At 39.1% G+C, this 16,386-nt stretch carries 15 protein-coding genes; 9 read left to right on the forward strand and 6 right to left on the reverse strand.

The window, feature by feature from the left end:
* Positions 1-199: 199 nt before the first annotated feature.
* Together KW850_RS18910 and KW850_RS18915 are read left to right on the forward strand one after the other, a co-directional pair.
* Entirely contained in the window at positions 200-1,810 is a 1,611-nt protein-coding gene (locus KW850_RS18910) for a putative polysaccharide biosynthesis protein (RefSeq protein ID WP_218349326.1), read from the forward strand.
* Positions 1,811-1,838: 28 nt separating this feature from the next.
* Positions 1,839-2,558 carry a pseudouridine synthase gene (locus tag KW850_RS18915; RefSeq protein ID WP_218349327.1) on the forward strand — a complete coding sequence of 240 codons (720 nt, stop codon included), beginning with the start codon at positions 1,839-1,841 and terminating at the stop codon, positions 2,556-2,558.
* A gap of 226 nt (positions 2,559-2,784) precedes the next feature.
* Here KW850_RS18915 and KW850_RS18920 read toward each other — a convergent pair whose 3' ends face one another.
* A complete protein-coding gene (locus tag KW850_RS18920) occupies positions 2,785-3,219 on the reverse strand; it encodes a Dps family protein (RefSeq protein ID WP_218349328.1) in 435 nt (144 codons plus the stop codon).
* Between the two features lie 185 nt (positions 3,220-3,404).
* Between KW850_RS18920 and speD the strand changes: the two genes are divergently transcribed.
* The gene (speD, locus tag KW850_RS18925; protein ID WP_218349329.1) at positions 3,405-4,214 is read left to right on the forward strand and encodes an adenosylmethionine decarboxylase; all 810 of its coding nucleotides are present in this window, start codon (positions 3,405-3,407) and stop codon (positions 4,212-4,214) included.
* 40 nt (positions 4,215-4,254) lie between these two features.
* On the opposite strand, the gene KW850_RS18930 is transcribed toward speD, so the two are convergent.
* Positions 4,255-5,007 (reverse strand): AAA family ATPase, encoded by a 753-nt coding sequence (locus tag KW850_RS18930; protein ID WP_374226366.1) that lies wholly within the window; start codon positions 5,005-5,007, stop codon positions 4,255-4,257.
* A 190-nt stretch (positions 5,008-5,197) separates the two neighbouring features.
* Between KW850_RS18930 and KW850_RS18935 the strand changes: the two genes are divergently transcribed.
* Together KW850_RS18935 and KW850_RS18940 are read left to right on the forward strand one after the other, a co-directional pair.
* The gene (locus KW850_RS18935) at positions 5,198-5,623 is read left to right on the forward strand and encodes an SRPBCC family protein (protein ID WP_218349331.1); all 426 of its coding nucleotides are present in this window, start codon (positions 5,198-5,200) and stop codon (positions 5,621-5,623) included.
* Positions 5,624-6,001: an ArsR/SmtB family transcription factor gene (locus KW850_RS18940; RefSeq protein WP_218349332.1), complete on the forward strand. Its 378-nt coding sequence runs from the start codon at positions 5,624-5,626 to the stop codon at positions 5,999-6,001.
* 45 nt (positions 6,002-6,046) lie between these two features.
* On the opposite strand, the gene KW850_RS18945 is transcribed toward KW850_RS18940, so the two are convergent.
* Positions 6,047-8,047: a YhgE/Pip family protein gene (locus KW850_RS18945; protein ID WP_218349333.1), complete on the reverse strand. Its 2,001-nt coding sequence runs from the start codon at positions 8,045-8,047 to the stop codon at positions 6,047-6,049.
* Between the two features lie 124 nt (positions 8,048-8,171).
* Here KW850_RS18945 and KW850_RS18950 point away from each other — a divergent pair, with 124 nt between their 5' ends.
* A complete protein-coding gene (locus tag KW850_RS18950; protein ID WP_218349334.1) occupies positions 8,172-9,056 on the forward strand; it encodes a LysR family transcriptional regulator in 885 nt (294 codons plus the stop codon).
* Between the two features lie 196 nt (positions 9,057-9,252).
* Here KW850_RS18950 and KW850_RS18955 read toward each other — a convergent pair whose 3' ends face one another.
* Both KW850_RS18955 and KW850_RS18960 read right to left on the reverse strand, forming a co-directional pair.
* On the reverse strand, positions 9,253-10,608 hold the full coding sequence (locus KW850_RS18955) for an amino acid permease (RefSeq protein WP_218349335.1): 1,356 nt from the start codon (positions 10,606-10,608) through the stop codon (positions 9,253-9,255).
* 414 nt (positions 10,609-11,022) lie between these two features.
* Positions 11,023-11,244, reverse strand: a complete 222-nt coding sequence (locus KW850_RS18960) for a DeoR family transcriptional regulator (RefSeq protein WP_218349336.1) — start codon at positions 11,242-11,244, stop codon at positions 11,023-11,025.
* Positions 11,245-11,692: 448 nt separating this feature from the next.
* Here KW850_RS18960 and pepV point away from each other — a divergent pair, with 448 nt between their 5' ends.
* Both pepV and dat read left to right on the forward strand, forming a co-directional pair.
* A complete protein-coding gene (gene pepV / locus KW850_RS18965) occupies positions 11,693-13,114 on the forward strand; it encodes a dipeptidase PepV (protein ID WP_218349337.1) in 1,422 nt (473 codons plus the stop codon).
* A 24-nt stretch (positions 13,115-13,138) separates the two neighbouring features.
* The gene (gene dat, locus KW850_RS18970) at positions 13,139-14,011 is read left to right on the forward strand and encodes a D-amino-acid transaminase (protein ID WP_218349338.1); all 873 of its coding nucleotides are present in this window, start codon (positions 13,139-13,141) and stop codon (positions 14,009-14,011) included.
* Between the two features lie 687 nt (positions 14,012-14,698).
* On the opposite strand, the gene cysK is transcribed toward dat, so the two are convergent.
* Positions 14,699-15,646: a cysteine synthase A gene (cysK, locus tag KW850_RS18975; RefSeq protein ID WP_218349339.1), complete on the reverse strand. Its 948-nt coding sequence runs from the start codon at positions 15,644-15,646 to the stop codon at positions 14,699-14,701.
* Between the two features lie 138 nt (positions 15,647-15,784).
* On the opposite strand from cysK, the gene thpR reads away from it, so the two are divergent.
* Positions 15,785-16,363 (forward strand): RNA 2',3'-cyclic phosphodiesterase, encoded by a 579-nt coding sequence (gene thpR, locus KW850_RS18980; RefSeq protein ID WP_218349340.1) that lies wholly within the window; start codon positions 15,785-15,787, stop codon positions 16,361-16,363.
* Positions 16,364-16,386: the final 23 nt, after the last annotated feature.

A 16,386-nucleotide genomic window follows, 5' to 3' on the forward strand; every position in this document is an offset into this window, starting at 1 on the left:
ACCAACTTTATAGTAATCCATCATTCCATTATAAACATTTATCATCAAAATAAAACGAATGTGACCATATTTTATAAATTTCATTTAGTTGTTAGTAGCGTCAGAGAGCAAGAAGTTGTAAACTACTAATAGTGTGCAAAAAAAGTCGAATTATTTTTGTGAAAAAGCGCACGTATTTCTTCGGGTAGGAAGGGATTGTATGCAGTCAAAGCTTTTACGGGGAACATTTATTTTAACGTTTGGAACCATACTATCTAAGATTATCGGATTAATCTATGTTATTCCGTTCTATCAAATCGTTGGAAAACAGGGGACACAGCTTTATTCGTTCTCGTATGTCCCATACACCATTTTTATCAGTATCGCTACGGCGGGTGTACCGCTGGCAGTTTCAAAATTTATTGCAAAATATAATGCGCTCGAAGAATATGCCGTTGGCCGAAAGCTTTTTAAATCAGGACTAGTGGTCATGCTCTTGACGGGGTTTGTAGCATTCTTGGTCATGTATTTTGCAGCACCTCTGTTGGCAGAACTAAGTCATCCCGGAAAAGGACAACTGGCCGATGTAATAACGGTAATACGTGCTGTTAGCTTTGCATTGATTGTTGTTCCATTTATGAGTTTAATCAGGGGTTACTTCCAGGGACATCAATCCATGGGGCCATCAGCGGTTTCACAGGTTGTCGAACAAATTGTGAGAATTGCATTCACACTTGCAGGAGCCTATGTGGTCCTGAAATTTTTAAATGGTACTATTGTTTCTGCAGTTAGTGTGGCCACCTTTGCAGCCTTTATCGGCGCCATCGGGGGGCTAGTCGTTTTATTTTGGTATTGGTTCAAAAGAAAACCTTATTTGGACGAACTGCTTGAACACGATAAAGGGACAATCACAGTCTCTTTAACGGATATATATAAAGAAATCTTTATTTACGCTGCTCCGTTCGTTTTTGTCGGGATTGCGAATCCGTTATTTCAATTTATTGATCAAATCACATTAACGAGGGCAATGGTGGAGTTAGGAATTAATGAGAAATTAGCAGATACCGCTTTTGGAATCCTGAATTTCGAGTCACATAAAATTGTGATTATTCCGGTTTCACTCGCAACAGCATTCTCTTTAACACTCGTACCGAGCATTACAAAGGCATTTGTCGAGAATGACAGCAAAAACCTAAACCGTCAACTAAATCAAACCTTTCAAGTGCTGCTATATTTAACATTACCAGCAGCGATTGGACTTTCTTTATTGGCAGAACCGGTTTACACCACTTTCTATGAGCATGATAACCTAGGGACACAAGTATTAGCCGCATATGCACCGGTTGCGATTCTCTTTTCTCTCTATTCAGTTACAGCAGCCATTTTACAAGGCATCAACGAACAGCGCTTTACCATCTTAAGCTTACTTGTGGGTCTTTTAGTAAAATTTTCGCTAAATATTCCTTTAATTAAAATGTTTGAAACCAGAGGTGCCGTACTTGCAACAGCACTTGGGTATACCGTAGCGATTGTGATAAATCTAATTGTAATCAAGACATTTTCCCGCTATCGATTCCGGCTTGTATGGCGGAGGAGTTTATTGATCGTGATATTCGCAGGTTTGATGTGGGGCGGTACAGAAATTGTCTATAAACTACTATTATTATTCCTGTCTCCTGCTTCCAAGAGTCAATCCGTCTTGCTTATCGTCTTAAGTGCTGGAGTGGGAGCCGTCATTTATTTTTACTTGGGACTGAAATCAGGATTAGTGGACCGTTTATTCGGTGACAGGGTTGATAGAATTAAGCAAAAACTAAGGTTAAGATTTTAAAAATCTTCTGTAAAAGGAGATGGAACCATTGAGAATAGATAAAATGCTGGCTAACCTTGGCTATGGCAGCCGAAAGGAAGTCAAACAGCTATTAAAAAGCAGCGCGGTAAAAGTTGATGATGTTGTAGTAAAAGATGCAAAGCAGCATGTGGACCCATCCACGCAAACCGTGACACTAAATGGGGAAATTATTGAATACAAAGAATACATCTATCTGATGATGAACAAACCACCGGGAGTGTTATCAGCGACAGAAGATACGAAGACAGAAACTGTCATTGATTTATTAGAGCTTGAGGACCAGGTCTATGAGCCGTTTCCTGTTGGCAGGTTGGATAAAGATACAGAAGGATTACTGCTCATCACTAATGACGGTCAATTGGCGCACCGGTTACTTTCTCCGAAAAAGCATGTACCGAAGACCTACTTTGCTGTCATCGATGGTGAAGTAACTGAAGATGATATAGAGGCATTTGCTCATGGGGTCACCTTGGATGATGGCTACGAAACTAAGCCAGGAGAATTGGAAATACTAAAATCTGGAATCCGATCCGATATTGAACTAACGATTACTGAGGGGAAATTTCATCAAGTGAAAAGAATGTTCGAAGCGGTTGGTAAAAAGGTGGTCTATCTAAAGCGGATTTCGATGGGGCCTTTGCCGTTAGATGAAACACTGGAGTTAGGGGAATATCGAGAACTGACAGATGAAGAAGTTGAGTTATTGAGAAATTATCAAGTAAAATAGTCATAAAAAAAGAAAAAGCAGAGTTGCTTTTTCTTTTTTTGTCTATTTCGGGAGACCCCGCTCATTTCTCATGCGCCGAGGAGGCTCCCGGACAGCCTTGTGGGCGCTGAGCGACTGGAGCGGAAATCAACAGGTATGATTACCAGAGCCTAATGGTAAAAAACTATTTTAATCCACGAAAAAAGGACAAAGCATTAGCCTTGTCCTATTTCCCATAACAATAAATTTAAGCTTGTAGGAATGATTGGAACATCCAGTTATGTTTGTTGAGCTTACCAATTAGGCCTAAAAACATATCTCTAGTTACTTCATCATTGTTTTGTTCAGCAACTTCCATCCCCGTCTTTAACTCATCAATAAGTAAAGAAAAATCATGGACGATGGTTTGTACCATCTCTTCGGCTGTTAGAGTTTGATTGGTTTCCTCAATTGTTGCGAGTTGAAGATACTCTTTAAGAGTAGAAACAGGACGACCGCCAATCGTTAATAATTGTTCTGCAAACTCATCAATTGTTGCTGCTGCTTCCTCATATAATTCTTCGAATTTTGCGTGCAGGGTAAAGAAGTGGGGACCTTTCACATACCAGTGAAAACGATGTAATTTAGAATACAGTACATTCCAATTTGCGATTTGTTGGTTAATTACTTGTTCAACTGTCATTTAGCATTCCTCCTAATATCTTATTTGAATTTATTATAACACATATTAATTAAAAGTAAATATTAAATTATAATAATTATAAATAAGATAAAAACATTTGAAAATAATAAGTAACAAGGTTGTTGGATGGGTATCTTAATAATATTTACTTGAAAAGGAAACCTTAATTCTAAGGGGGAACTGTCATGAAACTTACACACGAGCAGGCAATTGAGTTACACGGCTTTAATAACTTAACGAAATCGTTGAGCTTTAATATGTATGATATTTGTTTTACAAAAACGCGGGATGAGCGAGAAGCCTATTTAAAGTATATTGATGAACAATACAGTGCAGACAGGCTCCAAAAAATATTAAAACATGTTTCAGATATCATTGGTGCACATGTATTAAATGTGGCCAGCCAAGACTTTGAACCAGCTGGTGCGAGCGTGACGCTTTTAGTTTCTGAAGGGCCAGTTGCCAATGCACCATCTGAATCCTTTGAAGAATCTCCGGGACCGTTGCCGGAATCGGTGGTCATGCAGTTAGATAAGAGCCATATCACGGTCCATACATACCCTGAATTTCACCCAGATGAAGGAATTAGTACATTTAGAGCAGACATCGATGTGTCTACCTGCGGGGAGATATCGCCGCTGAAGGCACTTCATTATTTGATTCGATCGTTTGAAACGGATGTAATGACCATTGATTACCGTGTACGTGGGTTTACGAGGGATAAAACGGGGCACAAACTCTTTATTGATCATGAAATCAATTCGATTCAGAATTATATCCCAGAGGATGTTGGTGAATTGTTCGATATGATTGATGTCAATGTTTATCAGGAACATATTTTTCACACGAAATGCAAGTTACGCGAATTCGATTTAAATAATTATTTATTTGGGTATACAAAAGATACTTTAACCCCTGAAGAACATATTGAGATTACGGAGCGGTTAAAGATAGAGATGGATGAAATCTTTTATGGGAAAAATATTGTCCAATAAAAAGAGCACGGGTCTCCGCGCTCTTTTTCCATCCGAAAAATTAAGTGTTTAACAAATGATGAAGCATCCTATTTTTGTCATCAAAAAATTGTTTCATTATCCGATAATGATTTGTGTCTTCAAGGGTGCACTCCGTGATACTTTCTTCTGTAAATTCAAGGATCTTTGCATCTGGATATGCCATGATGATGGGCGAATGGGTAGCGATAATAAATTGAGAATGTTCGTTCACCAAATCATGAATTCTTGTCAGCATCGACATCTGCCGCAGTGGGGAAAGGGCTGCTTCCGGTTCATCTAAAAGGTATATCCCATTTCCGCTAAAACGATGAAGAAATGTAGCAAAGAAGGCCTCACCATGTGACTGCTCATGGAGGGAAACTCCACCGAAGGATTCAATCACTTTACGGCCTCCGCCGCCTTTATCCAGCTCCTCAATATTGGATGCAACATTATAAAAACTTTCTGCCCGAAGGAAAAAGCCATCCTTAGGCTTTTCAATTCCTTTAATTACTTTAAGGTAGTCCGCAAGAGGAGAATGTGAATCGTAGGTTGAAAAATTGAAATTAAAGGAACCGCCCTCAGGATTAAAACCTAGCGCAACCGCAATCGCTTCAAGCAAAGTAGACTTACCCATGCCATTTTCACCAATGAGAAAGGTAACTTTTGGGTGGAAGGATAGTTCGTCCAATGTTTTTATACTGGGCAGATTAAAAGGATATTTATGAAAAGAGGGAATTTCCTCTCTCTTCAAATTAACTCTTCGTAAATATTGAGAATTTAACATAATCATGACCTCAGATTTATAAGAATTTGGTTTCCTGCTTAATTTATACAGTAGCATAAATTTCCTGCTAATCCCATTATCAAAAAATAAGAAATGATTGACATGAAACCAAAAGGTGTTATATAGTCTTTGTATGAAACCAAATGGTTTCGCAATTTAAGAAATAATCGCAGCACTATTAGAGGAGGCAATTCATATGGGTAACGAGTCACAAGCAACATTAGAGGATATTAAGTATACAGTCGTTTATAATGCTCCGATTGCAAAAGTATGGGATGCAGTAGCGACAGCAGAGGGCTTGGGTGCATGGTTCATGCCGAATGATCTTCAGCCTATTGAGGGTCATGAATTTCATTTAAATGCAGCGCAATTTGGGATGTCACCATGTAAGGTAACACATGTTGATCCGCCAAACCGTCTTTCTTTTAATTGGGGTAAAGATTGGACACTAACATTTGAACTAAAAGAACTGGATGATAAAACAGAATTAACTTTAATCCATGGCGGTTGGGACGCGAACAAAGTTACTGAATTTGGCGCGCCACATACTCCAATTCGTGAAAACATGAATCAGGGCTGGGCAGGTCTTGTCAAAAAATTACAAGCATATGTTGAGGCATAAATGGCAGCTTTATCGGCAAAGCATGATGTCTTTCAAGCCATCGCTGATCCAACAAGACGAAAGTTGTTAAAACTGCTAAGCAAGGAAGAAATGCCTGTCACTGCAATAAGTGAACACTTTCCGATAAGCCGGACCGCCGTATCAAAGCATCTACGTGTCTTACGAGAGGCGGGACTGGTAAAGGAACGGAAAGCTGGCAGGGAAACTAGGTACAAGCTTGAGCCAGAACCCTTATTTGAATTAAAAGATTGGCTTCAATATTTTGAGCTATTTTGGGAAAATAAATTGTCAGCACTTAGGCTTTTTGTTGAATCTGATAATCAAGAAGTTAAACAGCATCATTCTGAAATTGATAAGTCAGACAACAAAATAGAATGAAAAAAGTGATACCCATTTATTTATTGGGTATCACTTTTTTAGTTTTTATAAAGAAAGCTCCCCAGATTGTTTAGCATGTTGAAGATGACTTGTCACCCATCCAATAACACCAGCAATTACTAGGTAGATGAGTAAGATGAGTAATTGCTGTTGAAGTTGAGCCCAGTTTCCTAAAGATATAACATCTTGGAAACTTTGTAACGAATGGGACATTGGTAAAATGCTTCCGATTTTGCTAAGGACAGGATTACTCAATTCACCAGGGAAGGTTCCGCCACATGTTGCTAATTGTAAGACCAGTAAAGTGACTGCCATAAATTTACCTGCTACACCAAACAAGGTCACTAACATAAGGATAAACGTCATGAAGGTAAAGGAGACAATGACACTGGATAAAATAAACAATGGAACACTAGCTACATGGATTTTGAATCCGAAAAGGACTACCAAATCGACAATTAACACTTGGATTAACGCGATCGAGTACTTTAGTCCAAGTTTATTTATATAGTGTTGCGTTCCATTGACCAATAAGTCTTGTCTGCGTCCTAGTGGAAGAATGTTAGCCGCCATAATTCCTCCTACATAAAATGCCAAAGAAAGAAAATATGGGCTAATTCCGGTGCCGTAATTCGGAACCTCGGATAAATCTGATTCTATTAATTTGACGGGTTCAGAAAACATTGAAGTTAATTGATCATTATTATGAATACTTGATGTTTGTAGCGCCGCATCATTTAATTTAGAGGCTAACTTGTCTGAACCCACTGTCAATTGACTCAAACCATCTACTAATTGATTTGTACCATTATCTAATTTATTACCACCGTTTGCTAAATCGTTAATTCCAGTGTTTAAAGAGGAAAAACCATTTTTCCATTGAGAGAAACCATTGGAAAATTGAATTGTGCCCTCAGACAATTTTTTTGCCCCGTTGGCAGCTTCATCCATTTTATTTCCGAACCTATTCATCCCATCTTGAATTTTTTCTTGACTTTGAACTAATTGATTTGCCCCCTGTGCAAGTTGGGCTTGCCCGCTGCTCAATGAATCAGCTGCCTTGGAAAGGCCAGTTGACATGGCGGCAATTTGTTGGAAGGTCGGGTCATCTTGCATCTCAGGATGATGTTTAATAAATTGTTCTACAGCTTTTGTTAAATGATCGGTTTTGTCTTTCATTCCTTCTTGACCTTGGGATAACTTTTCACTACTCAAGACAAAAGATTGCATGCCTTTAGATAATTGTTCCATCCCGGATTTTAAAGTTGTGTGACCTTGTGAAAGCAGTTCGATGCCATTCGAAAGAGAGTGAGAGCCATCTTTTAAACCGTCAAGCCCTTTCTTTAATTTTTCTTGTCCGGTGGAAAGTTGCTGACTTCCATCCTCTAGCTTTTTTGCCCCATCATTTAAGCGGTGAACACCATCTGAAAGCAGAATCATTCCATTCTTGGCATCCATCGTTCCTTGATTAATTTTTGAGGCTCCATCGCCGGCTTCACGTAATCCGTCTGCTAACACAATAAACTTTGAAAATACTCCATCAGCATAGGATTTGGTAATGCTGGCCGCTATTTTTGTTTTCATTTTTTCCGTTGCGGTAGTACTTATTTGTGAAGCAACGAAGTTTTTTCCTGGGTTTATTTTATAATGCAGGTTTGCCTGCACTGGATGTTCATCCATTAGTGTACTGATTTTTTGTGAAAAATCCTTTGGAATTGTCAGCACCATATAATATGTCCCATCCTTTAAACCTTGGTTTGCGGCGTTTTCAGAGAGAAAGGAGAACTTCAGATCCTTGTTTTCTTTTAAGTTTTTGACAAATTCCTGACCTGCTTCAATCGACTTGTTATTCATCATCCCACCTTGATCTAGATTAACGACAGCGACTGGAAGTTGATCTAAACGCCCATAAGGATTCCAATAACCTGCGAGAAAGAAACCAGAATATATTAATGGAACAATTAATAGAAACACTAAAGCTATCCTTCCATGCTTATGATGCCACATCATCTTTAAATCTCTAAATACTAAGTGAATTCCTTTCATAAATTACCCCTTAACCTTTAGTTTTTTTACATAACCACTATGATAAATACTTTTTGCTATATTGTATAATATATAATTAGTTATCAATTAGTAGCTTTCAAGCTATTGAAAAAGGAGGGGAATAATGGAGTTTTTACAATTACAGTATTTTCAGACCGTAGCCAGACTGGAGCATATGACCAAAGCTGCTGAAGAACTTCAAATTGCTCAGCCTTCTTTAAGTAAAACGATAGCCCGATTAGAGGAAGACCTGGGTGTTCCATTATTTGATCGGAAAAATCGGCAGCTCAGGCTAAACGACTATGGAAAACTATTTTTAGAACGAGTAAATAGAATGTTTTTAGAATTAAATGAAGGGAAAAGAGAAATCGCGGAAAGAGCCCATCAGGGGCAAACACAAATTACCTTAGCTGTAAGCATTCCAAGAGTCCTTCCTGAGTTATTGAGTTCTTTTTTAAAGGAATTTCCCAATGTTACATTTCAACAAGTATTGGAGTCAACTTCCTCCATGAAAAGTCAGCTTGAAAAGGCTGAGATTGATTTTTGTATTTCATCTGTGCCGATTGAGGGGGAGGAAATTGTTTGGGAACCTCTAATGACAGAAGAGATATACTTAATTGTTCCCCCGGAACACCAGCTAGCAGGGAAAGAGAAAATATTTCTCCATGAAGTTAAGGATGAACCATTTATCAGTATGAATACTGGTTTCGGGTTTAGAAACGTAACAGATGAATTTTGTCGTGAGGCAGGATTTGTTCCAAACATTGCTTTTGAAGGGGATGAGCCTGGGGTGATTGGGGAATTGGTAAGACAAGGATTAGGTATTGCTTTCATTCCGGAAATTTCGTTACTCCATAAGACGAATCCCTTTCCAAACAAACTGAGTATTATTGAACCAAAATGCCAAAGGACCATCGGGCTGGGCTGGTCAAAGAGACGTTATTTATCTGAGGCAGGACAACAATTTCGTCAGTATGTGATTGAATATTTTTCTAGGCTTTCTCTTTGAAAAAGCAAAAAAGGCCATCGTGTAGTTGATGGCCTTTTTGTATTTGTCTCTGATAAAGCTCATTGTTGATTTTGGCACCCTGTTGATTGGAGCGGAAGGTGCGAAGACTCCTGCGGGAGGCTCCCCGGACCGCCCACGGAAAGCAAAGCTTCTTTCGCTCCAATCAACAGGCAAGTTCAACAAAGCCTTGTTTTTATTAAACAGTAATTTCTTTAAAATCATTTTTTCTTACAACAAATGAGAGGATGATTAGCATGCCAAACGTGGCCAAGCTGACTGATGTACCAATAAGATTATTTGGATTAAACACAAATCCAATAAAGATAACACTTATAGATACAATCGCGAAGATGGTTGTGAATGGATACCATTTCACTTGAAAAGCCGGTTGACTTTTGTAGAGCGGTCTTAGTTTTAATTGTGCAGCGCAGATACTGATCCAGATTAACATAACGGTAAATCCCGGAATCGTCATAAGATAACCGATTACCTGACTAGGTGTTAAATAAGCTAAATAAACACCTCCTAGTATACAAACACTTGTAAGTAGGATTCCTGTTAATGGAATTCCCTTTGTCGAGAGTTTTGCTAGAACCTTCGGAGCAACACCACTTTGTGCCATCGAAAAAAGCGTTCTCGATGTCGCATAGATTCCTGAATTTGCAGCCGAAAGGACGGCAGTCAATAGAACAAAGTTCATAATATGTGCTGCCCCCGGTAAGCCAGTTGCACTGAACACCTGAACGAAGGGACTGTCTGCACCCGTAACTTTGTCCCAAGGCATAAGTCCACAAATAATAAGAATAGGTAAAATATAAAAAATGATAACACGCCATATCGCACCTTTAATTATTTTTGGCAGCACTCGCTCGGCATCTTTTGTTTCAGTTATAGCTATCCCGATTAATTCCGAGCCGCCATAAGAAAACATCACCACTAAAAAGGCACTGAACGTTCCACCCAATCCATGCGGGAAAAACCCACCGTGTTCTGTATAGTTGGCGAGTGGATCCTGAATCGAGCTGGGAATAAGTCCAAATAGGAGTGAAAAACCTAAAATGATAAACGCGACAAGGGCGATAATTTTAACTCCTGCAAACCAAAATTCAAGTTCCCCATAATATTTCACTTGGGTTAAATTAATTCCTACAATGACAACGGCGCAAAGGAAACTTAGCAGCCATAATGGTATCGTTGGAAACCAAAATTGCAAAAAACTTCCAGCTGCCAATAATTCAACGACGGTTACAATAATCCAATTGATCCAGTAAAGCCATCCTACGATATAAGAAACTTGGAATCCAAATGCTTTGTATACTAAATGCTGTACATTTAAGTTTGGAAAGGCAAGCGCCATTTCTCCTAAGGCAGTCATAATGATAAAAAGTAATAGACCACCAATTAAATAGGCTACGACTACACTAGGTCCTGCAATCGATAATGTATCGGAACTGCCTTTAAAAATCCCTGTACCAATCATACCAGCTAAGGCTATAAACTGGACATGCCTTGGCAATAGCCCCTTTTGTAAATTCTGTTGATTATTTTTCATGTCTTCTACCCACTTCTCTTTTTTGCTTAGACGCTTTTAAGCGCTAAAGTGATTGTTATACTAATATACCATACTATCGAAATCTGTCAATCACGTTCTCGTGTATGGTTAATTTTGGTAAAGGTTAAAATATTAGCTGTAAGAATTTTTTTTGGTTGAAGGAAACTTTGTTTGAAGTGGCGAATATAATAAAAGAAAGTAGGAGGATGATGCATATGTTCATAACCCCTCGATTACAGCGGAGGATTTTCATGTATTCATATGTTTTTAGGAAACTCGGTATTTTAAGTGAACAAGAATATAAACAAATCACAAATCAAGTACATGATCAGCCTTGAAAGTTAGTCAAATAAAAAGCACGCGAGCGTGAACTCGTGTGCTTTTTTATTAAATCATATGTGATTACTTTTTTTGTTATGAAGTCATTTTTACTCTCTTTTGCGTAGTCGTCCATTTTCCGCGGCTTGGGCTTATTACCAAGTCATTGTAGGCTAAGACATTTAAATCTCGTTGTATGGTGCGAGGAGTGATACCAAATTCCTCTACAAGTTCCTGCGTTGTGACAGTTCCATTATTGCGAATAAACATGTAGATACATTTGATGCGGTTTAACATCCGGTTAGTCGAAGGTTTCAAAGAACCACTCCCTATCCTTTTTTCAAACCTATGGCGTAATCCCTCTACCGACAGCCTGTATGAAGATTCCTCTTCAAGAATATGTAGTTTTCTTTTCCGCGCAGACAACTCCTTTTTATGGATGTTTACTGTGGATACGTAGATGACTTCCATCTACCCTTATTGTAACCACAAATTTTGAAAATTTCCACCAATATACTTTATTTTACAAAATAATTATCAAAATTTTACACAAATTGTTCGGATATTCGCCCCCCCTTACAGTACTCTTACTATAGCTTATGGGCGTTAATGTATGGATTATGACGAATTATTTGAATTTTTAGTTAAATCAGTATGTATCATTTTTCATGATAAAAAAATTGAAGCAAAATTGATAACAGAATTGAAATAATGATATTGTTACTATAGAAGTGATTTCATCAACTATAGGGGGGGGATTACAGAATTGACAAAGATTGATTGGGTGAGTGAAGTTGAAAAAAGAAAAGAGTCTTTGATTAAGGACACACAAGATCTATTACATATAAGAAGTCTTTTAGATGAAGAGAATCCATCTGCTGATGCACCGCTTGGAAAAGGGGTGAAAGAGGCGCTTGATTTCATGCTAAACCTTGGGGAAAAGGATGGTTTTATCCCGAAAAATGTAGGGAACTTGGCAGGACATCTGGAATTTGGCGAGGGAAAAGAATTGCTTGGCATCCTTTGTCATGTGGATGTGGTTCCAGAAGGTGATGGGTGGTCCAGTGACCCTTTTAGTGCGGAAATTCGCGAAGGGAAGATTTTTGCCCGTGGTGCATTAGATGATAAGGGACCGACAATGGCCGCCTATTATGCAATGAAAATCGTTAAAGAACTTGGTTTGCCACTTAAAAAGCGTGTCCGAATGATTATCGGTACGGATGAAGAAAGTAATTGGCGCTGCGTAGAACATTATTTTAAACATGAAGAAATGCCATCTTTAGGATTTGCCCCTGATGCAGATTTCCCGATTATTAATGCAGAAAAAGGAATTGCTGATTTTGATATGGTTCAAAAAAAATTCCTTCATGAAGAAAACGAGGCAATTGCCAAAGTTCTACGTTTTAGCTCAGGCAAACGGTACAACATGGTACCTGATTTTGCAGCCGCTACCCTTCATATTAAGGAAAACCCGGAAGAAATGGTCCAGCAATTTTCGAATTTTATGAAGGAATATCAACTGGAACATGATCACAAAATCGAAAATGGAGAATTAATTTTAGAAGTAAAGGGTGTCTCGGCTCATGGGATGGAACCGAAAAACGGTATAAATGCAGGGGTGTTTTTAGCAGAGTTTCTTTCTAAACAGGACCTGGATGCCAATGCTGCCCACTATTTCCGTTTCGTATCCCGCTATTTCTTTAATGATTCAAGAGGGGTAAACCTAGGCGTCGCCTATTCAGATGATATTTCCGGCGACTTAACGATCAACCCTGGTAAACTTTCTTACTCCGATGAATCGGGTGGAAGTATTGGCATGACTTGCAGGTACCCAGTTACAAATAAAATGGAATCCACACAAAAAAAACTGGATGATCTTTTGCGTAATGAGGGATTTATGATAGAGAATTTTTCTGACTCAAAACCACATCATGTCGATGAAAAAGAGTTCCTAATTCAAACACTGAAAAAAGTTTATGAAGAACAAACAGGAGACAAAGCGGAGTTAATCGCGATTGGAGGAGGCACATACGCCCGTTCCCTAAAAGCTGGGGTCGCATTTGGACCATTATTTCCAGGCAGACCAGATATCGCCCACCAAAAGGATGAATATATGTATATTGAAGATTTACTTAAAGCAACCTCAATTTACGCTCAAGCAATTTATGAACTGGCAATGAATGAATAATATAGATATAAGGGGAGATGGAGAATGAAATATGCAATCTTGGATGGGAAAATGATTGAACGTTCAGAGGCAAAGGTTGATGTGGAAGACCGTGGCTATCAATTTGGGGACGGGGTATACGAGGTCATCCGTGTCTATAACGGAAAAATGTTCACAGTAACGGAACATCTCAATCGTTTTGTGAAAAGTTTAGAGAGTATTGGCATCACACTCACATATACGATGGATCAGTTTACGAAATTGCTTGAAGAGCTTGTTGCGAAAAATAATCTTAAGTTAGGGACGATTTATATGCAAATTACGAGAGGAGTCGCACCTCGTAATCATGCTTTTCCAACGGAAGATGTAAGGCCGAGTTTAGTAGCCTATACGAAAGAAGCAATTAGACCATTAGAGAGTCTAAAAACGGGTGTAACAACAATCGTTACAGAAGATATTCGCTGGCTGCGCTGTGATATAAAAAGTTTGAATTTGCTAGGAAATTTATTAGCAAAACAAAAAGCGGCCGAAGTTGGCTCCTATGAAGCCATTCAACATCGCAGCCTGGATGTGACGGAAGGAAGTTCATCGAATATCTTTATTGTTAAAAATGGTAAGGTTATTACACATCAATCGGACAACTTGATATTAAAGGGAATTACAAAAGATGTTATCCTGCAGATCTGTGCAAGGAATAACATTGTAGTTGAGGAACGTACATTCACCCTCAATGAACTTTTTGATGCAGATGAAGTGTTCCTATCAAGCACTACATCAGAAGTGATGCCAATTATTGAGGTGGATGGGAAGAGAGTGGGGGATGGTTTTCCTGGTCCTATTACAAAAAGTCTGCAGGAATTGTTTGAGAAAGAAATTGAAAAACAATGTGGAGCACTTAATGATAAAATCCTAAATTAGAAAAAAAGACGTGAACACAGAAAAGTGTCCACGTCTTTTTATGCTTAAAAAGAAATATAAAAATTTGAACTTAGATAACTGTCTAGCTCCAGTGCCTAGGGGCTCAGGGGTCATAAGCCAATCTGTCCTGAAGGTAAAAAAGCAACCTTCACGCAAGCTAGTCCTATGACTGACGCCCCTGAGCAAGTCGCTTCCGCTTTTCTGTTTCCCTTTATCTCACAGTTGGAGCGCTTCAGTAGATACGCCTCCGAAACGGGCTATTGATGACCGTGAAGCGGTAAAAAGAGCCCCTACGGTAACCAATGGACGTTATTGATGACCGTGAAGCGGTAAAAAGAGCCCCTAGGGTAACCAATGGACGTTATTGATGACCGTGAAGCGGTAAAAAGAGCCCCTAGGGTAACCAATGGACGTTATTGATGACCGTGAAGCGGTAAAAAGAGTCCCTAGGGTAACCAATGGACGTTATTGATGACCGTGAAGCGGTAAAAAGAGCCCCTAGGGTAACCAATGGACGTTATTGATGACCGTGAAGCGGTAAAAAGAGCCTCTAGGGTAACCAATGGACGTTATTGATGACCGTGAAGCGGTAAAAAGAGCCCCTAGGGTAACCAATGGACGTTATTGATGACCCAGAAGCAGTAAAAAGAGCCCCTAGGGTAACCAATGGACGCTATGCTTCCGCTTTTAAAACTGGAACAAATCACTCGATAAATACCGTTCCCCCGTATCGCAAGCAATACACACAACGACATCATTAGGAGTTAATCGTTTCGCTACTTCTAATGCAGCAAAGCAAGCCCCTCCCGAGGACGGTCCGACTAGAATTCCTTCTTCAGCTGCTAATCGACGCGCTATATCATAGGCATCTTCATCATTGATTTGATGGATTTCATCATAGATATTCTGGTTCAGAATAGCTGGAATAAATCCTGGGCTAGTCCCAACAAGTTTGTGCTTACCCGGTTTCCCGCCTGATAGAACAGGTGAGCCTTTTGGTTCAACAACGTGAACTGTTATATTTTCATAATGAGCTTTTAACGTTTCTCCTGTACCCGTAATGGTCCCACCTGTACCAGCGGTGGCAACAAATGCTGTGAGCGGTTTCCCAATTTCCTTCATCGCCTCGATGATTTCTACAGCGGTAGTCAATCGGTGGGCATCGGAGTTCGCATGATTTTCAAATTGCATCGGGACGAAACTATTTGGAATGCCATTTGCTAATTCAAGTGCTTTTTTTATGGCACCTGGCATTTTTTCATCCCCAGGTGTAAGGACAACTTCCGAACCATAAGCTCTTAAGATACTGATTCGTTCTTGTGTCATTGTATCTGGCATCACGATAATTGATTTATAGCCGCGTGCTGCGGCATTCATGGCCAGGCCAATTCCTGTATTTCCACTTGTCGGCTCAATTATTGTTGAACCAGGTACTAATTTTCCTGCCTTTTCTGCTTCAATGATCATATTAAAAGCAGCTCGGTCTTTCACGCTTTTGCTTGGATTAAAGTACTCAAGCTTTAAATAGACCGATGCCCCATTTTTAGGTGCTAAGCGATTTAATTTAACGAATGGTGTATCTCCGATTAATTCTGCAATATTGTTGACTACTTTCAAGGGGACCGTCCTTTCCATTTTTACTGATTAATTAGTTTCTTATTTAATATTAAATAAATTTTACCTCTTTGTAAAAAAATTGGCTAATTGTCTGTCTGCTACTAGATACAATTAGGACAAAATAGACTAGAATTATCTAGAGAAGGGAACATAACAATGGAACATCAATCTCATTTTTTCTTTGCGGTCAGAATGCCTGATGAAACAAAATTAGTCATGAAAGAGCATATGGGAAAAATAAAGGAAAGGACTCCTTTTAGCCGTTGGGTTCATTATCAGGATCTCCATATTACCTTAGCGTTTTTGGGCAGTTCCCCGCCCGACAAACTTGCAGAAGCCGATAAAAACGTCAAAACGGTTCTTAGCAATGAGACGGCATTAACACTGAAAATAAACAAACTTGGATTCTTCGGCAGTGTTACTTCTCCCCGTGTTTTTTGGGCGGATACTGAGGAAAGCAATCATTTATATACCATCAGAAAAAAGGTATTTTCAGCTTGCGAGAAGGCTGGGTTTCAACTGGAAACAAGACCATTTCGTCCCCATATCACACTTGCTAGAAAGTGGATAGGGGAACAACCTTTCCGAAACGAAATGCTAGCTCTTTGGGAAGAAATTCAGCCAGCTCCCCTTTCATTTACATCCGGTGATGTAGTGCTATACCAAACACACCTAAACAAAACACCAAAGTATGAAGCGATAAAAATATATCCTTTAACAAGTACCAAAACATAAAATGAAATAAAGGTAAGGTTGGT

Source organism: Bacillus sp. sid0103, from assembly GCF_019219025.1.